Source organism: Acinetobacter sp. LT1, assembly GCF_059800965.1.
In genome coordinates, this window is the sequence record NZ_JBBAXE010000010.1 from 97080 (window position 1) to 121435 (window position 24356).

Consider the following 24356-nt stretch of genomic DNA (forward strand, 5'->3'; position numbering starts at 1 on the left):
CTTGAACTATAGAGATTTTTATAAATATGTGAAAATCACTTCATCTGGCAGACGTGATTTAGGAAGCTTAGCATTAAAGTCATTTTCACTGCGGTAGCCTAGAGAAACAATCACAGAGCTTCGTAAGCCTTTTTCAGTTAAACCTAGCTCAGTATTTAAAATTTCTTCATCAAAGCCACCCATTGGAGTTGCATCAATGCCTTCTAAGCCAGCAGCAAAGAGTAGCTGTCCTAAAGCAATGAATGTTTGATTTTCCATCCACCCAAATAAATTTTTCTGTTCATTTCGGTAGAACTCGACGTAGCCATGGCGAGTATCTTTTTGACCTAATTTTGCTTTTTCATCTTTAAAACGGCCATTTAAATCATCTTGCTCAAGTAGTTGATTTAAGTACTCAGATGTAATATCCGTTTTTGTACAGAATACAAGTGTATGCGATGACTCAAGCACTTTAGGAGCATTGTAAGCATACTTTCCTGTTAATGCTTTTGCGATTCGTTCTTTCGCTGCAAGATTATCTGCAACTACAAAATGCCAAGGCTGAATATTTACTGAAGATGGGGTAAAACGTAAAATTTCTAATAATTTCTTAATTTTTTCTTGAGGGATTTTATTTTTCAGAATCATACGCTTTTGTTGTATAGCGACTTTTAACCGTATTTAATAAATCCATACTTTACTCCATATCAGTTTTATAGCAATTAAGAGAATTTAATCTTTGCCATCATACGCTATTTTATTCAAAAACATTTCGTATGTAGTTTGATAAAGAAATATAATGTTTATATAAAGTTTTAGTAATCTATTGAAAATGATTGATTTAATGCCAACAGATGCGAAGAGGAAGTTGCGGGAAATTAGAATTGTGAAAGCTTTTATCATTTTTGCATTTGTTTTGAGTCTTTTGATTTTATACATTGAGTATCACAATCATGCACATATAAGCTGGAAATTTGTATTTATTGCCAGTCTATGTGCGATTTACGATTTTGATTTAAATAACAAAATTAAAGACTTGAAAGTTGAAATAAAAAGTAACTAATTTTTAGTTAATAATTCCAGGTAACCAATTCAAGCTGTTGCATATTTGAAGAGGGATCAATTTCTAAAATATAAGCTTGATCTTCACGCCAATCGCCAAGAACAATTCGTTGTTTAGCTTGTACTTGGTGAATTGCAGGGCGATGGGTATGCCCATGAATCAGTATATCTGCATCTTCTAAAGCAGAAATAACAGCTTGTTCATTCACATCCATAATTTCATAGCTTTTTTGCTGTTTATCTGCGGAGCTTCTTTTTCGAAAGCCATTAACCAGTTTGGTGCGAAAACTCAGGGGTGTACGACGTAAAAAAGCCACTAAAAGTGGATTTCGAATAATTTTTCTAAATCTCTGGTAGGAAACGTCATCTGTACATAGTGCATCACCGTGTTCTAAGCGGTACTGATGTCCAGCAATATTAAGATAATAAATGTCAGGTAGTAATACACCGTTAAATTTATTGAGGAAAATCTGATTTAAAGCAAAATCACGGTTGCCTACTTGGAAGTAAATCCGATTTCCTTTTTTGTTAAAGTCTTTTAATGCCTCAACAATTTCATCGAGCCATGGTGCTGAGTAATCATCGCCAATCCAAGCGTTAAACCAGTCACCTAAAATATAAAGCTGTGTTTGTTTATTTTGATAATGCACCAATAAATCTAAAAACCCTCGAACAAGTCGAGGGTGTTCAGGTGACAAGTGTAAATCAGAGATAAACAGATAAGTCACAGCTTATTCCTAAAATTATTCAGAAATAATTTTAGCAGATTCGATTACAACGTTTTCTAAAGGAACGTCAGCGTGGTAACCACGGTTGCCAGTGCGAACGCCTTTGATCGCTTCAACAACATCCATACCTTCAACAACTTTACCAAATACAGCATAACCCCAACCTTGAGCAGTTTTAGAGGTATGGTTTAAGAAAGAGTTGTTTTTTACGTTAATGAAGAACTGTGCAGAAGCAGAGTGAGGTGCTTGAGTACGTGCCATAGCAATCGTACCAACATCATTGCTTAAACCATTGTCAGCTTCGTTTTCGATAGAATCACGAGTTGCTTTTTCTTTGAAGTTTTCATCCATCCCGCCACCTTGGATCATGAAACCATCAATGACACGGTGGAAAATAACGCCGTCATAAAAACCGTCACGTACATATTCTAAAAAGTTTGCTACTGTTTTTGGTGCTTTTTCAGTATTTAGTTCAAGAACAATACGACCTTTATTGGTGTTTAATTCGACTTGAGGAAAACTCATTACATTAATCTCCTAAACATGGGCTTATGACCATGGGTTTTTGGTTGAGAGAAGCATAAGCAAACTGTAAACTACAAGGCAAGTAAAAAACGTTAAAATCTTTGTGAAAAATGAAGATAGCGTTTAAATTTTTCGAAATTTATCTACAAAGAAGTGATTGATACACTATGAAGCCTAATGATGTTGTCTCGAGCCTGCCTAATAACCCGACACCGAATACTCATGCCTCTGTCGATTCTGCGCAGCAAGAACAACAGGCTGGCTTAGATTTTGTTCGCCAAGTCATTACTGATGATTTGGCTACGGGACGTGCAAAGCAGATCGTAACGCGTTTTCCACCAGAACCAAATGGTTATTTACATATTGGCCATGTAAAAGCGATTTGCTTGAACTTTGGTGTGGCTGAAGAGTTTGATGGTTTATGTAATTTGCGTTTTGACGATACAAACCCTGATGCTGAAGAACAAGAGTATGTTGACGGTATTGCTAACGATGTGAAATGGCTTGGTTTTAACTGGAATGGTGAACCACGCTATGCATCAGGTTATTTTGATCAATTATATGCATGGGCAGTTCAACTTATTGAACAAGGCGATGCATATGTAGATTTACAATCTCCAGAAGAAATTAAGTTAAACCGTGGTAGCTTTGTTGAGCCAGGTAAAAACTCTCCATACCGTGATGCTTCTATTGAAGAGAATCTTGCTCGCTTTGAAAAAATGCGTAGCGGTGAGTTTAAAGAGGGTGAAGCGGTTTTACGTGCCAAGATTGATATGGCAAGTACAAATGTACATATGCGTGATCCGATTTTATATCGCGTATTACATTCAGAGCATCACCAAACTGGCGATAAATGGAAAATCTACCCAATGTATGACTATGCTCATCCATTGTCTGATGCCATTGAAGGAATTACCCATTCGCTTTGTACATTAGAATTCCAAGATCACCGTCCGTTTTATGACTGGATTGTTGAAAAAGTAAAATCTAAAGCTGTTCCGCATCAGTATGAATCTTCACGTTTAAACGTGGATTACACCATCACGTCAAAACGTAAATTACGTAAATTGGTGGAAGGTGCGTATGTAAATGGTTGGGATGATCCACGTATGCCAACCGTAGTCGGTATGCGCCGTCGTGGTTTTACTCCTGAAGGTTTACGTGATTTTTGTAAGCGTGTAGGCGTGTCAAAAACTGACGGTATTGTTGATGTTGCAATGCTTGAGTTCTGTATTCGTCAATCTTTAGAAAATACTGCTGCGCGTGGTATGGCTGTTTTAAGTCCACTTAAAGTGACTTTAACTAATTTACCTGAAGATATGGATCTTACGCATGCTCGCCATCCTAATGTTGATATGGGTGATCGTGTGATTCCTTTAACTAAGGAAATCTATATTGATCGTAAAGATTTTGAAGAAGTACCGCCAAAAGGCTTTAAACGTTTAATTCCTGACGGTGAAGTGCGTTTACGCCATGCTTACGTGATTAAATGTGATGAAGTCATTAAAGATGCAAATGGTGAAGTGATTGAACTGAAATGTTCAATTGACCCTGAAACTCTAGGAAAGAATCCGGAAGGCCGTAAAGTTAAAGGCGTGATTCACTGGGTATCTGCAACTAAAGGGATTCCTGCTGAAGTGCGTATTTACGATCGTTTGTTTACTGAAGCCGCACCTGATGCAGATGATGACTTCTTGGCAAATCTTAATCCTGAATCATTAAAAGTGGTACAAGCTGTCATTGAACCAGCTTTGGCACAAGCGAATCCTGAAGATCGTTTCCAATTTGAGCGTGAAGGCTATTTCGTTGCTGATCAATATGATCATTCACCAGAGAAACCGGTTTTCAACCGTATTCTTGATTTGAAAGATAGCTTCAAGCCTGAGAAAAAGTAAGAGATTGATTATCTCTTACTTTTTCGCAAGATGAACAATATGTTGTGAGTAGATAGTAGAGATCGATTATCTCTTACTTTTTCGCAAGACGAACAACATGTTGTGAGTAAACAACAAATATAAAAAAGCCCAACTCAGTTGGGCTTTTTATTTAGATGTCTTCTCATATTTTCTTTTTCTTTTTCTTTTTCTTTATGATTAATATCCTTGGCAAATTAGCTTAGGTTGGATTAATCACATAAAAATAAAGAACCAAGATTATAAGGAGAATACATGAAAGCAATAAATAAGTATTGACCGTATTAAAGCTTTTAAGAAATTTCCAGATATCCATAGTAAATCAACGTATATTTTGTGTTACAAATTAATAATACACTGAAAATTTTATTAAATGTTTGTTAAAGGCGAATATAGCACTCTCTTTGTTTGAAAAATAAGCAAACAATAATACCAAATGGTAAAATTTAATATTCGCGCACATTCGAGTCTTTATAGTTTATCCACTATAACCAATTCTTTTTAAGAATTTTTGAATAACCTCAAATGCAGCATGTTCAAGTGCTTGAGCATATTGTAAGTTTTCTTCGCGAAGTTTCTGAATCGAAATCTTGGCATTACGAAGTTCACATGTGTGGCCAATTAACCATTTCTCAAAATTTTCTTCTGTTGTTTCAATATGAAACTGCAACGCGAGAATATTATTTCCAATTTCAAATGCCTGATTGGTATAAATCTCTGAACTAGCTAATAACACCGCGTTTTCAGGGAGATCGAAAGTGTCACCATGCCAATGTAGAACATGGATATTATTAAGCAAAGCAGATAATACCTGATTAGGACGTAAACTTAAGCTCAGTGGACCCCAGCCAATTTCTTTTTGATGTCCTGCATATACTTTTGCACCAAGTGCATGAGCAATAAGCTGTGCCCCCAAACAAATACCTAGTGTAGGTTTATCTGCTGCTAAACGTTGTTTAAGTAAAGCGATTTCATCTTTTAAAAACGGATAATCTTCAGTTTCATAAACCCCGATTGGGCCACCTAAAATAATAGTTAATCCATCGTGTGCAAAAGCAGCAGTTAGATCATCTACACCTGCTTCAAAATAACGGACGCGAAATCCGAGTTGATAAAAGACATCTTCTAATGAACCTAAGTCTTCGAAAGCAAGATGCTGAATGGCATAAATAGTTTTAGGGAAGGCGTTTGTTGTGTTCATACAAATGATTCATAGAAGATCAATAGGTGGAGTATAGCGATAAATATAAAGAAGAAAATATCTGTATAAATCGTCAATACCTGAAAATTGATATTTTTCGTTAAGATAATATTGTTATGCAAAGGATTATCTATTTTCCAATAAATCTCTTTGCATATTCCATTGCTTAAAATAATAGCTTTTGAGTTTCTTCAAAATCTATATTTGAAAGTTGATGCTCATCTTTTAGATTAACTCCTGAGAAACCAAGTTGTTTGGATTTTTTTATTAAAGCGATTAAACGTTGTACTGCAACTGGAATACTTAAACCTGCTGAGCGAATATTAGAAACACAATTACGTTTGGCATCGAGGCAGCCTGAATATGCATTCCATGTATAGTAAATTCCCATACTATCAGGAGAGCTTAAACCAGGACGCTCACCGATCAGCATCACAAGCATCGGTGCCTTAAAGATTTCAGCAACCTCATCACCTAATGCAACCCGACTGCCTGTTGCCAGTGCAATGGGTGCAAGGCTCCAGTTTTCTTGCTGAATTTGTTCATTCAGCATTGTAATGAATGAGATAGCATTCGCTTCAATCGCTCTTGCGGAGAGACCATCACCGACCACAATACAAACATCGTATTGTTGCGTGTTTTCTGCATACTTCTTAATTAAGGCTTCTTTTGAGGGGTTTGAAAGCTGACGTCCTAAATCAGGACGTTTAAGATAAATTTCTTTATTAGGTGCATTACTTTGTACATGAAGACTTTGCAGCTGCCGTTGTGTTAATTGCTCCGAGAGGTAGGAAACATCCATCTCTTGATAAACCGCATCTTTTGCTTGCGCATGCGACAACTGGAACTCAAGTAAGGCACGTGTTGGAATGCTACAACCCGCACGGCCCAGAGCAATACGGGCATCAGTAAACTGTTTAAGTTTTTCCCACTGATCTTGATGGGTAGAAGATGGATATTGAATATCACGGTTCAGTTTCATGGGGTTCTCCCTAGTTCATGAGCAGACGAGAGAATTGGTCAGGCATGTGGTCTGCCCAACAGATTTGAGAGTTTTGTTGTTTAAAAATACCTTGCTGTTCAAGCCAAGCTGAAAACTCAGGAGCAGGTTTTAAACCTAGGAGTTGTCTTAAATAGAGAGCATCATGGAATGAGGTCGTTTGATAGTTGAGCATGACATCGTCTGAACCCGGAATTCCCATAATAAAGTTAATGCCCGCAGCACCAAACAGAGTAAGGAGAACATCCATATCATTTTGGTCGGCATCGGCATGGTTGGTATAACAAATGTCGCAGCCCATCGGTACTCCAAGTAACTTACCGCAGAAGTGATCTTCTAGTCCCGCACGTATAATTTGTTTACCGTTAAATAGGTACTCGGGGCCAATAAAGCCGACGACTGTATTTACTAAAAGCGGATTGTATTTACGGGCGACTGCATAAGCACGCGTTTCTAATGTTTGCTGATCAACGCCGTGATGTGCATTGCTGGATAACGCACTGCCTTGGCCCGTTTCAAAGTACATGACGTTTTGTCCAATCGTTCCGCGCTTGAGTGCAAGTGTGGCTTCATATCCTTCTTGTAGTAAATCGAGTGAAATTCCAAAACCTTCATTAGCTAGTTGGGTGCCGGCAATTGATTGGAACATTAAATCAATTGGCACATTTTTTTCAGCCAGTTGAATACCTGAGCTGATATGGGTAAGTACACAAGATTGCGTCGGAATTTGATATTCCTGAATGACATGATCAAGTAACTTCAGTAGCTCTGATAAATTATGTAAGTTATCTGTCGCTGGATTAATCCCAATTACGGCATCACCATTGCCATACATCAAACCATCTAAAATACTGGCAGAAATACCAAGCACATCATCGGTAGGGTGGTTCGGTTGTAAACGGGTAGAAAGATGACCTTTTAAACCGATTGTGTTGCGAAATTGGGTGACCACTTCGCATTTGCTGGCGACATAAATCAAATCTTGATTGTGCATAATTTTGCTGACTGCAGCCACCATTTCTGGAGTTAAACCTGATGCTAAAGCTTTTAAGCTTTGTGCAGTCGCTTCTTCACCAAGTAACCAATTTCGAAAATCGCCTACTGTAAAGTGTGAAATAGGGGCAAAGGCTGCTAGATCATGTTCATCAATAATTAGTCGTGTAATTTCATCAGTTTCGTAATCGACCACAACCTCATTCAAAAAAGTTTTAAGTGGTACATCGGCTAAAGTCATTTGTGCCGCAACATGTTCGGTTGCATCTCTGGCCGCTACACCTGCTAATTCATCACCTGAACGTAACGGCGTTGCTTTTGCCATCAAGGTCTTCAAGTCAGCAAAGTGATACTGTTGATTGGCGACAATATTGCGATAACTCATAGTTGAATCCTTTTTTATAGTTCTTGTTCTGCGGCTTTAATATTTGCAAACTCTTCTTCTGGTGTGCCTTTCACTAAATGATAACGGCTATAGAATAAAAAGTAAGCAATAAATACGACATAAATAGCGGCAGCAATAAACCAAACTTTTGGGTTAACAACAAAGCCCGCAACTACAGCAGCGACTGCTAGAACTAAGGCAATACTTGAAGTAACGATTCCTCCAGGAGTTTTATAAGGACGAGGCATGTCGGGTTTAGATAGGCGTAGTTTGATGTGGGATAAAAGAATCAACACATAAGAAATGGTGGCACCAAAAACAGCGATTAAAATGAGTGAATCACCTTCTTTGGTGAGTGAAAGCAAGAACCCAATAATGCCCGGAATAATAATTGCGAGATAAGGGGCTTTATTTTTATTGGTTAAAGAGAGTGAAGTAGGTAAGTAACCAGCACGAGAGAGTGCAAAAGTTTGACGCGAATAGGCATAGATAATTGAAAAGAAACTCGCGATTAAACCTGCTAAACCAACAAAGTTAACAAAAGTCGCAAGCCAAGTATTGGTGCCATACACTTTAACCAGAGCATCGACGAGGGGAGCGCCAGAGTTTTGTAAAGTACTTGCACCCGCTGCACCTGCACCTAAGAATAAAATGAGTATGGCAAAGGCTGTTAAGATGAGCATTGCTCCGATTAAACCGCGTGGAAGAGATTTGGCTGGATCTTTCGCTTCTTCGGCTGCTAATGGTACACCTTCAACTGCAAGAAAAAACCAGATAGCAAAAGGAACTGCAGCCCAGATGCCCAAATAGCCATGAGGTAAAAAAAGACTTGCACCAACACCTGTACCAACTGGAATATCAAATAAATTTTGCGCTTTAAAGTGTGGAATCATTGCCCCAATAAACACGACAAGGGCAACAGCAGCGACAAGCGTAATTGCGAACATGATTTTTAAGGCTTCGCCAGCACCTTTGAGGTGTATACCCATAAAAATGGCGTAACAAGCGAGGTAAATCATCCAGCCATTAATACCAAATAGAGATTCGCAATAACCACCAATAAATACGGCAATAGCCGCAGGAGCAATTGCGTATTCAATTAAAATAGCTGTTCCTGTTAAATAGCCGCCAAAAGGACCAAAAGCAGCACGTGCAAAACTATAACCGCCACCTGCTGTCGGCATCATGGTGGACATTTCTGACATAGAAAGACACAGGCACAGATACATGATTGCAGCAAGGGCAGTGGCAATAAACATCCCGCCCCAGCCACCTTGGGCTATGCCGAAGTTCCAACCGGCAAAATCACCTGATATCACATACGCTACGCCTAAACCAATCAGGAGTAACCAACCAACGGTACCTTGTTTAAGTTGACGCTGAGCAAAATATTCTGCTGACGAGACTTCTGTCTTTGAGGAAATAACGGAAGCTGTTTCTGGTTGATTCATACAATACTCCTGCGAGTTAGTTTGTATGAATCAATGCAAAAGCAATGCCTAAATGAAGCACTTTAGAGAGTAGATGGAGCTTTTTTATTCTAAATGATAAAAATTCAATCTTAACAATCGGGAATAAAGAAGCCAGCAATCTAAATTACTGGCTTCTTATATAATTAGTCATCTTACTTCTTTCTAGTGTTGATAGTTTGGTATCAACTTGGTGCGAAACTTAGAAGAAGCCCATTGGTTTAGTTGAGTAACTTACCAACAAGTTTTTAGTTTGTTGATAGTGATCTAGCATCATCTTATGGTTTTCACGGCCAATACCAGACTTCTTGTAGCCACCAAATGCAGCATGTGCAGGGTAGATGTTATAGCAGTTTGTCCAGACACGGCCAGCTTCAATAGCACGACCCGCACGATAAGAAATGTGAGCTGAACGTGACCATACACCTGCACCTAAACCATACATGGTGTCATTGGCAATTTTAATTGCATCGTCAAAGTCTTTGAATGTTGTCACAGCAAGTACAGGTCCAAAAATTTCCTCTTGGAAAACTTGCATGCCATTGTGACCTTTAAAAATAGTCGGATCGACATAGTAACCATCGCCTACTTCTTTACGGCCGCTACCGCCAAGTAAGAGTTCTGCACCTTCTTCACGACCAGTGTTAATACAACGTAAGATTTTCTCTTGCTGTTGTAGAGATGCTTGAGCACCAATCATCGTTTCAGTATCAAGTGGATGACCAGTTTTAATACGTTTTACACGTTCGACAGCCATCTCTAAGAACTGATCAGCAATGCTTTCTTGTACTAAAGCACGAGAAGGGCAAGTACATACTTCACCTTGGTTTAAGGCAAACATAGCAAAACCTTCAAGCGTTTTTTCTAAGAAGTCATCTTCTTTATCCATGATATCTTCAAAGAAAAGGTTTGGTGACTTACCGCCAAGTTCTAATGTCACTGGAATAATATTTTCGGTCGCATATTGCATCACCATTTGTCCAGTTTGAGTTGAACCTGTGAATGCGATTTTTGCAATACGTGGGTTGGTAGCTAACGGGCGGCCGACTTCTGAACCGAAACCATTGACAATATTAAGTACACCCGGCGGTAAAATATCTTGGATGAGTTCAGCCACCAACAAAATACCCACTGGAGTTTGTTCAGCTGGCTTAATCACAACACAGTTACCTGCTGCTAAAGCAGGTGCAAGTTTCCATGCTGCCATCAAAATTGGGAAGTTCCATGGAATAATTTGACCAACTACACCGAGTGGTTCATGGAAATGATAAGCAATGGTATCTTCGTCAATTTCAGAGATTCCGCCTTCTTGAGCACGTATACATCCAGCGAAATAACGGAAATGGTCGATCGCGAGCGGAAGATCAGCTGCTAAAGTTTCACGTACTGCTTTACCATTATCCCAAGTTTCAGCAACAGCAAGCATTTCAAGATTTGCTTCTAAACGATCAGCAATTTTTAAAAGTATATTTGAGCGTACCGTCGGTGATGCTTTATTCCATGTTGCTTTCGCTTTATGTGCTGCATCTAGAGCGAGTTCAATATCTTCGGCACTAGAGCGTGGAATACGTGTGAAAGCTTTTCCATCAACAGGAGATACATTGTCAAAATATGCACCCTTTAAAGGTGCCACCCATTCACCGCCAATAAAATTTTCGTATTGTGATTTAAATTGAACTTTTGAGCCTGGTTGATTTGGATCGATATAGCGCATATAAATATTCCTTTGCTTTTTAGGACTAAAGACTAACAAGAACCCTGTCAGTAGGTACTTTCGTACTTTGTATAATTAGGATATAAAGAAGAAGGTTGGAGAAAGGTTGGAATAGAAATGTGGATATATAAGGAATTTACAAATGTTCACAAAAAAGGATTTATTGCAGCAACGGACGTTGATTGATCAACTGCGCACGCAAAATAGTCTCTCTCCTCAGAACGCTGCCAAACTCGGCCAAAGTATTGCAAGCTCGTGGGAACGATCGGCTTCTGCCGCGATTCCTAAAGAGCGTTTTGCTGCTCCATTAGTCGAGAAAAAAACTGCTTCACAAAATGCTTTAGATATGGCTTTAAGCCAATGTGCCGATGACTTACGTCATATTGCAGAGCAATCTTCAATGGTAATTGCTGTCGGTGATATTGGCAGTACGATTATCTGGACGGCACCAAGTGCTCAAATGCAAAGTGCTGCTGAGCGTGTACATTTCGTACAAGGTGGTCAGTGGCGTGAAGAATTTGTGGGCACCAATGCCTTGGCTTTATCTTTAAAAACTCAACAATCAAGCTGTGTTTTTTCAAACGAACATTACATGGAGTCGATTCATGATTGGGTGTGTTATGCCGCGCCGATTATCGATCCATATTCAAAACAAACCCTTGGTGTTGTTGATTTATCAACCACATGGAAGAACCATAATAGTTTAGGAATTCTGGCTGCTGAACGTTGTGCATCCATTATTCAATCTGCTTTGCTAGAGCAGCAGCGCCAGCAATTACATATCCGTGCATTTTCGACGCCGCAAGTTAAATTTAACGGCAAAAGTTTATTATTAACGCCGCGTCAAATTGAAATTTTAACCATATTGGCACTATGTCCGCATGGTTTAACTTTAGAGCATCTTTATCAGGCGCTCTATGGCGAACGTAAAGTCAGTATGGGTACGCTTAAAGCTGAAATGTCTCAACTACGAGATATTTTGGGTGGTTTACTTGGTTCACGTCCATATCGTTTGCTGGTGCATGTTGAAGCCGATTTTTTACAAGCTGAACAAGCGCTCGATGCGGGATATGCAGCCTCGGCTTTGCAGCTTTACACAGGTGTATTTCTGGCAAAAACTGAAAGTCCATTTTTATGCGCATGGCGCGATTGCCTTGAGTCACGCTTGAGCGATGCAATTTTTAAAACCCAAGAAACAGATTTACTGTTAAAGCATCTAGCTCATTTCCCTGAAGCAATTGACGCGGTAGAACGCCTTATGGAGCTCTTACCAAGTGAACATCCTGCGCATCAACTGCTGGTGAAATACCTTGACTCACCTAAGCTTAGTTAAGTAATTTTTTGATCCAGCCACTGGAACAATTGTTGATAGACTTGTTCTCGTACTGGCTGGGCCGAAAGGACTAAGTCATGCAATCCATTGTGAATAGAGACAACCGAGACATCGCCTTTAATTTTTTTACCATGTTTCTCAATATCTTTAACATCTAAAATTACGTCACTTTGAGTCGCATCTATTCCCCATTTTTTTGGATTTTTAGTTTGGTGCGAATGCATAATCAGGGCGGGAACGTTCAGTTTAACCCCACGGTGAATCTCTTTTTGTGCTGTATGAATTGCATGTACAAAGCTGAGTTGAACTGTAGGGGCAGAGGTCGGTTTCCAGTCAAGATTGAACTCCCATTCACCTTTCAGCTGCTTATGAAGGCTAGTGGTGTACCATTTGTTTAATTGGCTTGGAAATTTAACTTTTGGTAGATATTTTCCTACTCGACTGAGCATTGGAATACCAAACTTCTTTTCGACTAAGCTTAAATTAAAATCGTAAAATGGACTATTTGCCCATAGCGCTTTAATAAGAGGATGATCTGGATGATGGGCAGCATAAAGTGTTGCTGTCAAACCACCAGTTGAATGCCCTGCGAGTAAAACCTGAGTGTGTTGCTCTTCGCCAATAATCTCTAATGCTTGAGTAATTTCGGCATCATATTCTTTTAAATCAAGCACATTATAGAAAATTTGATGAGGTAGCTTTGAGCGGCCATATTTTCTTAAATCAAGTGCATAGAAGTCATAACCATGAGCATTGAATTGCTCAGCCATTTCGGTTTGAAAGAAATAATCTAAAAAACCATGAATATACAGCACGGCTTTTTGAGTCGATTGAGCGGCCTTTTTACGTACTAAGGTAGCTACAACTTTCCCTTCATAATCATCAGGAAAACTAAGTGTGAGCTGTTCGTAACCTGTGCCTAAAATATCTGGAACATAAGTTTGATTAGCTAAAGATGTATTCATTTTTATCGAGCTATTGTAATTAAGACATGCAGAGTATCCTTCAATGAAATGGGTGAATTGTCAATCAGGTTTGGAAAAGGTTGGAGTATAGGTTCTAAAAAAAGGGAATACCGCTGGAGCTAAGTATTCCCGAAAAAAGTAAGTCAACGGTCGGAGGGATTTGACTTACTAGAGGGATATGCCATTACATCAGTATTAAAGTGCTGCTTTGAAAATCTCCACAACTTGTGCATGATTTGCTTTACGAGGGTTGGTGAGCATACATGCATCTTTTTGAGCATTATCTGCCATCACCGCAAGGTCTTCAGTTTTTACACCAAGCTCGGTTAAACCAGATGGAATACCAATTGATGAAGACAGTTTACGAATGGCATCAATAGCAGCATACGCAGCTTCCATCACTGTTAATCCATGAGTTCTTACACCCATTAACTCTGCGATTTTTGCGTAACGATCTGGGCAAGCAATTAAGTTAAATTCACAAACGTGTGGTAACAAGATGGCATTACATACGCCGTGAGGTAGGTTGTAGAAACCGCCTAACTGGTGCGCCATTGCATGAACATAGCCTAATGACGCGTTGTTAAATGCCATACCAGCCAAGTATTGTGCGTAGCTCATTGCATCACGCGCTTCGATGTTTTCACCATTTGCGACAGCAGGTTGGAGCCACTGGCTAATCATCGTAATCGCTTTTTCTGCACACGCATCAGTAATCGGGTTTGCCGCCGTAGAAACATATGCTTCAACTGCATGAGTTAACGCGTCCATACCTGTTGCCGCTGTTAAACCAGCCGGTTTTGCGATCATGAGTTTAGGGTCATCAATGGCAATGAGTGGGGTACAACGCCAGTCGACAATTGCCATTTTTACGTGAGTGTCTGTATTAGTAATAATACAGAAACGAGTCATTTCAGAGGCCGTACCAGCCGTTGTATTTACTGCAATCAACGGCGTCATAGGTACTTTGCTTTTATCAATACCTTCATAGTCACGAATATGACCACCGCCAGCAGTGACTAAGCCAATCCCTTTTGCACAGTCGTGAGATGATCCACCACCTAGAGAGACAATAAAGTCACAGCCATTATCTTTATAGGCATTTACGCCATTATGAACATTAATATCGGTCGGGTTCGGTTCTGCACCCGGGAAAATATGGCTCGCAACACCTGCTTCAGTTAAATAGTTTGCGATAAGGTCTGCAACGCCAAATTTAAATAAGCCTTCATCGGTCACAATTAATGCTTTTTTTGCACCGAGGTTTTGCGCCTTCGTACCAATTTCTTTGGCACATCCTGGTCCAAAGAGTGATACGCAAGGAATGTAAAAACCGTTTGTTTGATCTGCAATATTTTTAAAAGCCATGGAGTGATTCCTTCTTCCATAAATCCATTGTTTGTTATTACAGGTGAGCCTCACCATGGGCTTAGTATTGTGATGTGAAGTTTATTTTCCTACCTACCAAAAACCTACCAAATATTATTTTGTTTTTAATTATTGATTTATATTTGCTTTTTAGAAAGTTTGGCACATTCATTTAATTTTTTCGGGAAAATCGTTAAGCTATGGGCTGTTGAAGATGTACATATGAGATTATGAAACAGGAAACTGCGCTTAAACTGCTTAAAGCAGGTGAAAATGTCTTTTTAACCGGTTCGGCTGGTGCAGGGAAAACCTATACACTTAATCAGTACATCCAATACTTAAAAGCACGTAAAGTGCCTGTGGCAATTACGGCGTCTACAGGTATTGCAGCAACACATATGAACGGTATGACCATTCATACATGGGCTGGCATTGGCATTAAAGATCTGTTAACTGACGACGATCTAAAACGCATGAAAGAGCGTAAATATCTCAAGGAACACCTTGAAAATGCGCAAGTTCTTGTGATTGATGAAATCTCAATGCTACATGCGAAGCAGCTCAATCTGGTCAATCAAGTCCTAAAATATTTTAAAGAAAGCGACGAAGCATTCGGTGGTATTCAAGTCATTGTGGCTGGAGATTTCTTCCAGTTGCCGCCTGTAGGACGTAATGGTGAAGCCAATCGTGACAAGTTCTGCTTTATGTCAGATGCATGGGTCGAAGCCAAATTCCGTGTATGTTATTTAACGGAACAACACCGCCAAGATGATGAAATTCTGAACCAGATTTTAAACGCTATTCGCGCGCAAAATATTCAACCCGATCATTTGCAAGCACTGCGTCAATCACGAGCACATGATATTGGTGAGACCTTTACTCGTCTTTATACACACAATATGGATGTCGATAACATCAACTATCAGCACTTAAATGAAATTGATAATGAAGGGCATCAATTCAATGCTGTTTTAGATGGTAATGAAAAGTTATTAGAAACTTTAAAATCTTCAGTTCGTGCGCCAGAAGAACTCACCCTTAAAAAGCATGCAAAAGTCATGTTTGTAAAAAATAACTTTGATATGGGTTATATCAATGGAAGCTTGGGTGAAGTCATCGGCTTTGAAGAAGATGATGAAAATGGCTTACTGCCGAAAGTAAAACTGACTGATGGCACGACTTTGCTGGTTGCTCCTGAAACGTGGTCCGTTGAAAATGAAGCAGGCAAAGTGATTGCAAGTTTTCAGCAAATCCCACTTCGTTTAGCGTGGGCGATTACTATTCATAAAAGCCAAGGTATGACTTTAGAAGCGGCTGAAATTAACCTGATGAATACCTTCGAGAAAGGTCAGGGTTATGTTGCATTGTCGCGCTTAAAATCTTTAACTGGTCTAAAATTATTAGGTATTAACGAGCAAGCTTTAGAGTTAGACAGTTTAGCTGTCAAAGCCGATCGCCGTTTCCAAGAGCTTTCAAAAGAAGCCGAAGACAACTTTGCAGATGTAGATTTAACGGCTCAGCATAAAGCATTTATTCGTCATTGTGGCGGTACCTTGAATGAAACCGAGATCTCTCGTAATGAGAAGAAACTCGCAAAAGGTGGCAAGCAAAATTATGCTACGGCAACTTTAGATGAGACACGTGTTTTGTTTGAAGAAGGCTATGAGATTGAAGACATCGCGCATGAACGTGGTTTAACCCCAGCGACAATTATTAATCACTTGGCTCGACTGCATAAAGAGCAAAAGTTAGATATTTCGGTTGCCCATCCGGGTGAAGAGGTGGTCGAAGAAATTCGTAAAATTTATAAGAAGCTGAAAAAGCGCCAAAATCCAGATCATTTTTCTGATGATGGTTCGATCAAACTAAGACCAATTGTTGAAGCAACCAGCCCTCGAATGGGATATGATCAGGTCAGATTAGCTTTATTATTTATTGAGTAAAGTTTAATTAGCTTAATGACTTGTTATATAAATTGAGGTGGCTATGCCGCACGTTATAGTTGATTATTCAGAAAATTTAACTGGATTAAACGCAAAACAATTACTTGAAGAAATTAATACCACATTGATTGATACAGAGCTATTTAGTCCAGAAGACATTAAAAGCCGTGCGCGTAAAGATGATGTTTTCCTCATAGGTTTGGGAGCGGAACAGGCTTATATTCATGCAAAGGTCTATATTTTGTCGGGAAGAACGGCTGAACAAAAACAGCTTCTGGGTGAGCAGTTATTAGCGGCGCTTAGTAATAAAAAATATCTACAACCAGAGTTTCATAAAGAAATTCAATTGTGCGTTGAGCTTGTCGATATGCCAAGAGAAGATTATTTCAAGCAAGTTGTATAACACTAAAAAGCGTAATTTCGATCAAGAATAGCGATCAGCACTATGTAAAAGTAGTGCTTTCGAATGAACAGACATCTACTTACTTTAAAGTGAGTCTAGTATGATACAGGTATAACCTAGATTATGCCTGTATCTCTAAAAGCTTAATATCTGCATATTGCTCAATCAAGTTGTCATCTAGCATGTGGATGTAATCCATGAAGATGGTGCTAAAACTTCCCATAGTTTGCGCTTGATTTGCAGCAAGTTTACCCGCAATCGCAAAATGAACATGAGCTGAAAGAGCAGCAATTGTTGGCGTCGTCACAGCGCTATATGCTGCGATTAAGGCACCTAAAGCGCAGCCCGTTGCTGTAATTTTGGGCTGTAATGGACTTCCACCGTTTACTTGAATAACGATGTCTAATTCTTTAGATAAAATATAATCTGACTCACCTGAAATAGCGATACAGTCCGTATGTGCTAATAGTGCATAAGCCTGTTGATAGGCTTGATCACTGCTTAAAGTACTATCGACACCTTTAGATTGAACTTGGTTGCCAGCAAGCGTACTAATTTCTGAGGCATTACCACGAATAACGCTTGGCTTGAACTGTAAAAGCTCGTCTGTCATTTGACTACGCCAAGCTAAAATTGGTCCATAGCCGACTGGATCAAGCACCCATGGAATGCCATTGAGCTGTGCAGTCTTGGCAGAGATTTGCATAGCTTGCATTTGCTCTGAGGTTGGCGTACCCAGATTAATAGTCAAAGCCGATGAAATTTTGGTAAAACTTTCCCCTTCATAAGGATTATCAATCATGGCAGGTGAAGCACCAGAAGCAAGTAAGACATTGGCTGTATAGTTGGCTGCAACGCTATTGGTAATGCATTGCACAAGAGGCGTCTTTGCCTGCATGTTTTGCCAAGCGTCAATTACCTGCTCAATCAAAGTCGATGCTGATGTCATGTTATTATCCTTATTAAGCCAAAGTGATTGTAGATTTAGTGAGTAAAATAATGATCTTGATGCTTACATCTTTGGCAAATTAAAGAAACATAATCTGCCGCATCATAATCAACACTTAAATCATTTGAACCACAATGCATACAGCGTTTAACTGAATAAAAGTTTAATCGAGGTTCAATTTTTCGCCATGCTTTCCAGACAGGTTGGACAAAGATTTGTTCGTCGTAGCCTAAGAAGCGGTTAAGTAAAATATAACTCATTTTACTGTAGGGAATATTGTGAGGGCGAGGCAACATTGAGGTTTCCCACTTTTCAGCTAAGGCTCTCTCGCGATATTGCTCTAAGGTTTTCTTTAACAAATTGGTATTAATAAATTTTTCATTACGCGGCTGTAGGGCTTTCTGTTTATAAAGATACTCAAGTGCGGTTTGAATTAAATAATAAATCTGACCAATTGCCAATGAATCCATTAAACGATAGCAAAAAGTTTGGAAATTTGAGCTTCCTGCAATTTGAATGCCCCAAGTTCGGCAATAGAACTGCATAAACTGAATAATCTCTTGATAGAGCACCTGAAAAAGTACGTCTTTTACTTCATCAGCACTACGAAACGGAATACCAAGACTTAAATTTTCATAAAACCAGTAGCGTAATTGCTGGGCTACACTAAATAAACTTGGGTCACTATAACCATCTAAGCGAATGTTTAAATAAAAGCACTGAGGTTCATCCGCTTGATCTTGGGCGTTTAAAATTCCATCTTTATGGAGTTGTTTAATCAGATAGTTTTGAAAAATCCAATTTGGTGTAATGGACTGATATTTAATTTTGTCCCAGTGAATATATTCGTCATGAGCAACATCGTCTCGTGCATAGTCGTCGAGCAGGCTAAGTAAAAAAAGTTTATGTAAAAAACTGAGCTGTTCCAGACTACGTTGAGGTTGCTCTTTTGACTTAAACTGGCGTTGTTCTTGTAGGCGTGTTTGCTGTAAAAGCTTTTTTCGTTGTTTTGTGCATGTTTCACAATGACAAGTCATTTTCGTATCTTTAAATACACGGTGCTGACAATGACTGCATTCATGAAACTGAATGTCTTGTTCAAATTGCTCGGCATCTACCCAGTACATTGAAGCTTGGCAGAGAGGACAATGGCTACTTTCATCTAGCTGTTTCTGTAGAATTTGTAAGACCATTTTGCTCCGAACGTTTAAAACTATCATGATTGACTTATTATACACAGCCGCATTGCCGATAGCTGAGATTGTCTTTTTGTTTGATGCAAAAATAGAAAACCTAAAATCTTTATTATGATTTTAGGTTTTCATAAGGGATTAAAATTTAAAATTAAACAGGGCACGGCAAGCTCTCATCATTCTGTCCAAGCTTTTTGGCATTAATAAGGGCCTGCACTTTTTTACTTGGTAATTTTACTTTACCTAAAGCGTCGTAAGTATTGACGATAGAAGTTACCTCCTGAGCAGTCATTGAAATACCTTCTGCAGATAAAAACACCGCAATCACATGGTGATCGAGACCTGCTGCGTTTAGATCATGAATCGCTTTAATATTTTCTAAACGATGAAAATGTGCTTTTAATTCCATACTGACACCTCTTGTTCTGATTGAAATAATTATATTGGTGTATTAGTGAAGGCAAGAACCATGCCCAAAATGTAAGCTGACTCTAAAAAATGTTAAAAGCTGAAGTTGTTTTATTTTTATTGTATAGATTGATTATATAAGCAACGATTATCGTAAATTTGGTCTAATCTGTGCTAATAAAAGACGATTCTAATTTGAAATGTATAAATGAAGTCCCATTAATTTTATAAAGGTAAACAAACACGGTATGTATGAATGTGTATGATCAAGTTCATAAAATTCGTACAACGGTTTCCGAAAAGTATATAAGGAATAAAGATGAATATTGCGGCGCAGCCTCCAGTTCAGGCAGATCAAACAGTTTATTTAAAAGATTATCAAAAACCTTCGTTCTTGGTTGAATCCATTAATCTTGATATTCAAGTATATGATGACAAAACAATTGTTGATTCAACATTAGTCATGAAGCGTCAAACTGCTGGAGATTTGGTGTTATTGGGCCGTGATCTTGAGTTGCAATCTATTCAGCTCAATGGTCAAGATCTTACTCCTGCACAATATTCACTCGATAGTGAACAACTGGTGATCACTGATGCACCAGATGAAGTCATTTTACAGACTCAAGTGATTATTCATCCTGAAACCAACACTCAGCTTGAAGGTTTATATAAAGCAGATGAGTTGTTTGTAACCCAGAATGAGCCTGAAGGCTTCCGTAAAATCACGTTCTATCCAGACCGTCCAGATGTACTTTCAGTCTTTACGACACGTGTAGAAGCAGACAAAAAATATCCAGTGTTACTTGCCAATGGTAATTTGCTTGAAACAGGTGAGGTAGGTGAAAACCGCCACTTTGCGATCTGGCAAGACCCGACTAAAAAACCAAGCTATTTGTTTGCTTGTGTCATTGGTGATTTAGCTGTTCTTAAAGATCACTATACGACTTCGGAAGGGCGTGATGTTGCTCTAGAAATCTATGCAATCGAGAAAGACATTCCAAAATGCCATATCGCGATGGAAGCCTTAAAGCATTCAATGCGTTGGGATGAAGAACACTACGGTCGTGCTTATGACCTCGACAACTATATGATTGTTGCGGTGAGTCAGTTCAACATGGGTGCAATGGAAAATAAAGGTTTAAACATCTTTAATACTTCATGCGTACTTGCCGATGAAGAATACACAACTGACGCAGCAATTATGCGTGTGCAGTCTGTGATTGCCCATGAATATTTCCATAACTGGACAGGGAACCGTATTACTTGCCGTGACTGGTTCCAGCTATGCTTAAAAGAAGGCTTAACGGTTTTCCGTGACCAATCTTTCTCTGAAGATTTACAATCTGCTGCGGTTCAACGTATTGACGATGTCGCAGTACTTAAATCGCATCAATTCCCTGAAGATGCTGGACCATTGTCGCATCCACCACGTCCAGATCACTTTGTAGAAATTAATAACTTCTATACAGCGACTGTTTATGAAAAAGGTGCGGAAATTAACCGCATGATGTCTACTTTGTTAGGCAAAGAAAAATACCGTAAGGGAACAGACGAATACTTCCGCCGTCATGATGGACAAGCCGTAACTGTAGAAGACTGGGTTGCTGCATTATCTGCAGGTTCAGGTGTCGATTTGTCTGCATTCTTAACTTGGTATAACCAACCAGGTACACCAAAGCTTGAAGCAAAAGGTGAATATGATGCAGCGGCACAAACATACCGTTTAAGTTTTAAACAAAGCCTAAAAGCACATCCTAAATATCCAAACTTAAAAGCTGTTCCAATTCCTGTGGCTTTAGCGCTATTTAATGCTAAAACAGGCGAGCAATATACATTACACAGTGACAGCTTATTCGTAAATGATGTTAAAGATGGTGTGTACTTGTTTGATCAAGACGAAGCAACAATTGAATTCACAGGTGTGACTGAGCAACCAGTTGTGTCATTGCTGCGTAATTTCTCAGCTCCGGTAAATCTGGTATTTGATTATAGTGATGAAGAATTAGCATTCTTAATTCAACATGAAACAAACGGCTTTAACCAATGGCAAGCAACGCAAACCTTGCTTGAGCGTATTTTGCTAGAAGACCATTCTGCAGATGCATACATTCAAGCTATTCAGAGCACTTTGCCGGAGTTGGTTGGTCGTGACCCGCTTTTAGCATCACGTTTGTTTGATGTACCAAGTGAAGGTTATTTGGGTAGTCGTATTGATCAGAACTATGCACCAGCCGATATTCATGTAAAGCGTGAAGCCTTGCTTAATCGTTTAGCACAAGAGTTGGGTTCATTCTGGAAAGATACTTATCTTACCCTTGACCCAGACTTGCAAAAAGAATTCTCGTTAGCCATGGGTGTTCGTGCATTAAAAAATATCATGTTGATGATGATGGCTCGTCAGGGCGACCAAACTGCATTTGAATTAGCACATGTTCAATACCAAAACACAGGCAATATGTCTGAACGTTTAGGTGCCTTACGTGTATTGGTTTGGCAAAATGCACCTCAAGCTCAAGAGGCACTTGCTGATTTCTATGATCGCTTTAAAGATGAAGCCTTGTCTTTAGATCAGTGGTTTATGATTCAAGCTGCAAACCCAAATGCGACAACAGAAACAATTGAGTACCTTACTCAACATCCAGACTATGATTTAACAACTCCAAACCGTATTCGTGCGGTAAGTGGTGGCTTGTCAAATAATCCAGAAAATACTTGGGGCTTTGGTGTCGCTCACTTTATTAACCTTGCAGAATATCTTGACGAGAAAAACCCGATTTTAGGTTCACGTCTGTTACAGGTGTTATCTCGTTGGTATACGCTTGCAGAGCCTCAGCGCTCTCAAGTACAACAAGCTTTACAAGCATTGCAGCCTAAAGTGAAATCGAAAAATGTTTCTGAAACTTTAAATAGCATGCTGAGCGTTTAATTATTTAAATTTACTAAATAAAGGTCTCTAAAGAGGCCTTTATTTTTTTATATCTCATAGCTCTTCAATATTTAAAATAAATAAAACTATCCTTGTTATAGTTCATCTGTAGATCATTTTTTATCATTTTATTTTTATATAAATTATAATCTTTAATAGTTTTCTGAAGGTGCACTTTTAAGAAATAATATAAAATGAAAATTAAAGAGATAAATAATATAAAAAATAAATTGGCTCGTAAAAATTATTTAATTTTTTAAAGTTAGCTAAATTTTGAAATATTTATTTAAATTTATCTTAATATTTTTTCTAGTGTTTTTATTAAAATTATTTAAATCAAATATTTATATTTTGTAAATATTGTTTTTTTGTATCCGTAAGATAGGTTTAGGTAAATTTGTTTTATTGATTAGAAATTAAAATAATAACGTGAACATGCATTTTATTTATTTTTATGTATTATGTTGGAAAGTAGGATAAAAAAATAAGCTTTAAAAGAGCAGTCAAATAAAAATGATTGTAAGAATAAGGGTTAAATTTTTTATATCTATTAATTCGACAATTTAGTTTAAAAGGTTTTGGCCATGAAAAAGACTTTTATTTATTTATCAGCAGTTGTTGCAGGAGTATTTTCTCTCAATGCGGCAAATGCAGCTACAGCAACAGGTACATTAACTGTTAGAGCAACAGTAACGAATAGTTGTGTATTGAATACCTCTGCAACTGGCACGACAACAAATGCCGTTTTAGACTTTGGTACTTTAAGTTCACTTGCTGGCAATGTTGATGCAGATACCACAACGACTGGTGGTACCTCAATTAAAGTCCTTTGTAATAATACTGTGCCATGGACTTTGTCATTTGATGGTGGTCAGAATGTTTTATCAACACAACGTCGCATGATCGGTGGGGCGACTAGCAATGAATATATTCCTTACAACCTTTTCTCTGACACAGGACGTGCCACAGCAATTGGTATTGCAACGACTGCCTACAGTGGAACCGGAACGGGTAATGTTCAAACTATAAATGTATATGGTCGTATTCCTGCAGGAACAACTTTACCAAGTGCAGGTAACTATGTTGACAGTGTGACTGTCACGGTAACTTATTAATTTGCATAAATTAGAATTACGTTAGCCCTTTTGAAAGGGCTAATACATTAAAAAGTTATATTTGAGCAAATCATGAAAAAAAATATTTTTATTATTATGGGATTATTCTTATCTTTATCTAGCTCTATTAACGCCGCAACAATCCGTCTTTCACCTGTAAATGTAGAAATATTAAGTAATCAAAATGCTGCTTCAATTAGTTTATATAACCAGTCAAATGAAAGTGCTGATTTGCAGGTGCGTGTATTTGAGTGGAGACAAAATGCTGGGCAAGATCAACTAATCCCTACGGATGATATTGTAGTTAGTCCACCATTTTTAAAACTACAACCTAGTGACTCTTATAACTTACGTGTAGTTAGAATTAACCCAGAACCTATTTCTGGTGAAAAAACCTATCGTATTATTATTGATGAGTTACCCAAACCAATTGATAGCCGTAAAGCAGCTCAGGGAGTAAATGTATTACTTCGCTCATCATTACCTGTATTTGTAGTAAATAAAGATGCGATTACCAAACTGAGTTGGAAAATTGATGTTAACCAGAACACACCTTCTTTAAATATTAGCAATATAGGTAACCGACATGCGCTGTTAAATAGTCTAATGCTTATTGATACAACAGCAAATAAAAGTTATCCCATTAAAGTAAATACTGTGAATGGTTATATTCTTGCGGAGAAGTCGAAAAGTTACTCGATTAGTAACTTTACCTACCAACCAAATCATAAATACAGCGTATCTCTAACAGTTAATGGTAAGAAAACCACACTTTAAGAGGCTT

The 24356-nt window shown here is 38.5% G+C and carries 20 protein-coding genes and 1 pseudogene; 8 read left to right on the top strand and 13 right to left on the bottom strand.

Translation table 11 applies throughout. The annotated features are described in order from the left end of the window. Positions 1–18: 18 nt before the first annotated feature. Positions 19–673 (bottom strand): annotated as a pseudogene (gene nfsB, locus WBW42_RS11685) (oxygen-insensitive NAD(P)H nitroreductase). A 138-nt stretch (positions 674–811) separates the two neighbouring features. Here nfsB and WBW42_RS11690 point away from each other — a divergent pair. Beyond that, on the top strand, positions 812–1042 hold the full coding sequence (locus WBW42_RS11690; RefSeq protein ID WP_032055714.1) for a hypothetical protein: 231 nt from the start codon (positions 812–814) through the stop codon (positions 1040–1042). A gap of 7 nt (positions 1043–1049) precedes the next feature. On the opposite strand, the gene WBW42_RS11695 is transcribed toward WBW42_RS11690, so the two are convergent. Together WBW42_RS11695 and WBW42_RS11700 are read right to left on the bottom strand one after the other, a co-directional pair. Continuing rightward, positions 1050–1769, bottom strand: coding sequence for a UDP-2,3-diacylglucosamine diphosphatase (locus WBW42_RS11695; RefSeq protein WP_005068610.1), 720 nt, complete (start codon positions 1767–1769; stop codon positions 1050–1052). A 15-nt stretch (positions 1770–1784) separates the two neighbouring features. Next, entirely contained in the window at positions 1785–2294 is a 510-nt protein-coding gene (locus WBW42_RS11700) for a peptidylprolyl isomerase (protein WP_002122280.1), read from the bottom strand. Positions 2295–2461: 167 nt separating this feature from the next. Between WBW42_RS11700 and WBW42_RS11705 the strand changes: the two genes are divergently transcribed. Then, complete coding sequence (locus WBW42_RS11705; protein WP_017385407.1) at positions 2462–4189, top strand: glutamine--tRNA ligase/YqeY domain fusion protein; 1728 nt, start codon at positions 2462–2464, stop codon at positions 4187–4189. Positions 4190–4685: 496 nt separating this feature from the next. Here WBW42_RS11705 and WBW42_RS11710 read toward each other — a convergent pair whose 3' ends face one another. The 5 genes from WBW42_RS11710 to exaC all read right to left on the bottom strand — a co-directional run bounded on the left by WBW42_RS11710 (position 4686) and on the right by exaC (position 10969). Beyond that, a complete protein-coding gene (locus tag WBW42_RS11710) occupies positions 4686–5408 on the bottom strand; it encodes a glutamine amidotransferase (protein WP_032055716.1) in 723 nt (240 codons plus the stop codon). A 166-nt stretch (positions 5409–5574) separates the two neighbouring features. Then, a complete protein-coding gene (gene eutC, locus WBW42_RS11715; RefSeq protein ID WP_032055718.1) occupies positions 5575–6390 on the bottom strand; it encodes an ethanolamine ammonia-lyase subunit EutC in 816 nt (271 codons plus the stop codon). A 10-nt stretch (positions 6391–6400) separates the two neighbouring features. Next, positions 6401–7786: an ethanolamine ammonia-lyase subunit EutB gene (locus WBW42_RS11720; protein ID WP_032055720.1), complete on the bottom strand. Its 1386-nt coding sequence runs from the start codon at positions 7784–7786 to the stop codon at positions 6401–6403. Positions 7787–7800: 14 nt separating this feature from the next. After that, positions 7801–9237, bottom strand: a complete 1437-nt coding sequence (eat, locus tag WBW42_RS11725) for an ethanolamine permease (RefSeq protein WP_032055722.1) — start codon at positions 9235–9237, stop codon at positions 7801–7803. 220 nt (positions 9238–9457) lie between these two features. Continuing rightward, positions 9458–10969, bottom strand: coding sequence for an acetaldehyde dehydrogenase ExaC (gene exaC / locus WBW42_RS11730; RefSeq protein WP_017385402.1), 1512 nt, complete (start codon positions 10967–10969; stop codon positions 9458–9460). Positions 10970–11111: 142 nt separating this feature from the next. Between exaC and WBW42_RS11735 the strand changes: the two genes are divergently transcribed. Continuing rightward, entirely contained in the window at positions 11112–12302 is a 1191-nt protein-coding gene (locus WBW42_RS11735; RefSeq protein WP_005068630.1) for a helix-turn-helix domain-containing protein, read from the top strand. Here the strand turns inward: WBW42_RS11735 and WBW42_RS11740 are convergent. Both WBW42_RS11740 and mdh read right to left on the bottom strand, forming a co-directional pair. Then, positions 12299–13267 (bottom strand): alpha/beta hydrolase, encoded by a 969-nt coding sequence (locus tag WBW42_RS11740; RefSeq protein WP_032055724.1) that lies wholly within the window; start codon positions 13265–13267, stop codon positions 12299–12301. The genes WBW42_RS11735 and WBW42_RS11740 overlap by 4 nt on opposite strands. 195 nt (positions 13268–13462) lie before the next feature. After that, a complete protein-coding gene (gene mdh / locus WBW42_RS11745; RefSeq protein WP_032055726.1) occupies positions 13463–14635 on the bottom strand; it encodes an iron-dependent methanol dehydrogenase in 1173 nt (390 codons plus the stop codon). Between the two features lie 230 nt (positions 14636–14865). Between mdh and WBW42_RS11750 the strand changes: the two genes are divergently transcribed. Together WBW42_RS11750 and WBW42_RS11755 are read left to right on the top strand one after the other, a co-directional pair. Next, on the top strand, positions 14866–16578 hold the full coding sequence (locus WBW42_RS11750; protein ID WP_019767620.1) for an AAA family ATPase: 1713 nt from the start codon (positions 14866–14868) through the stop codon (positions 16576–16578). Between the two features lie 43 nt (positions 16579–16621). Then, positions 16622–16981 (top strand): 5-carboxymethyl-2-hydroxymuconate Delta-isomerase, encoded by a 360-nt coding sequence (locus tag WBW42_RS11755; protein WP_019767621.1) that lies wholly within the window; start codon positions 16622–16624, stop codon positions 16979–16981. A 121-nt stretch (positions 16982–17102) separates the two neighbouring features. Here the strand turns inward: WBW42_RS11755 and thiM are convergent, their stop codons facing one another. The 3 genes from thiM to WBW42_RS11770 all read right to left on the bottom strand — a co-directional run bounded on the left by thiM (position 17103) and on the right by WBW42_RS11770 (position 19532). After that, on the bottom strand, positions 17103–17930 hold the full coding sequence (gene thiM / locus WBW42_RS11760) for a hydroxyethylthiazole kinase (protein WP_284106057.1): 828 nt from the start codon (positions 17928–17930) through the stop codon (positions 17103–17105). Positions 17931–17965: 35 nt separating this feature from the next. Then, positions 17966–19123: a hypothetical protein gene (locus tag WBW42_RS11765; RefSeq protein ID WP_032055730.1), complete on the bottom strand. Its 1158-nt coding sequence runs from the start codon at positions 19121–19123 to the stop codon at positions 17966–17968. A 151-nt stretch (positions 19124–19274) separates the two neighbouring features. Next, positions 19275–19532 carry a hypothetical protein gene (locus WBW42_RS11770; protein WP_002119338.1) on the bottom strand — a complete coding sequence of 86 codons (258 nt, stop codon included), beginning with the start codon at positions 19530–19532 and terminating at the stop codon, positions 19275–19277. A gap of 318 nt (positions 19533–19850) precedes the next feature. Here WBW42_RS11770 and pepN point away from each other — a divergent pair, with 318 nt between their 5' ends. From pepN to WBW42_RS11785, 3 genes are all read left to right on the top strand, one after another. Further along, a complete protein-coding gene (gene pepN / locus WBW42_RS11775) occupies positions 19851–22457 on the top strand; it encodes an aminopeptidase N (protein WP_032063227.1) in 2607 nt (868 codons plus the stop codon). 584 nt (positions 22458–23041) lie between these two features. Next, a complete protein-coding gene (locus WBW42_RS11780; protein WP_032055734.1) occupies positions 23042–23572 on the top strand; it encodes a Csu type fimbrial protein in 531 nt (176 codons plus the stop codon). Between the two features lie 72 nt (positions 23573–23644). Continuing rightward, a complete protein-coding gene (locus WBW42_RS11785) occupies positions 23645–24349 on the top strand; it encodes a fimbrial biogenesis chaperone (protein WP_032055736.1) in 705 nt (234 codons plus the stop codon). Positions 24350–24356: the final 7 nt, after the last annotated feature.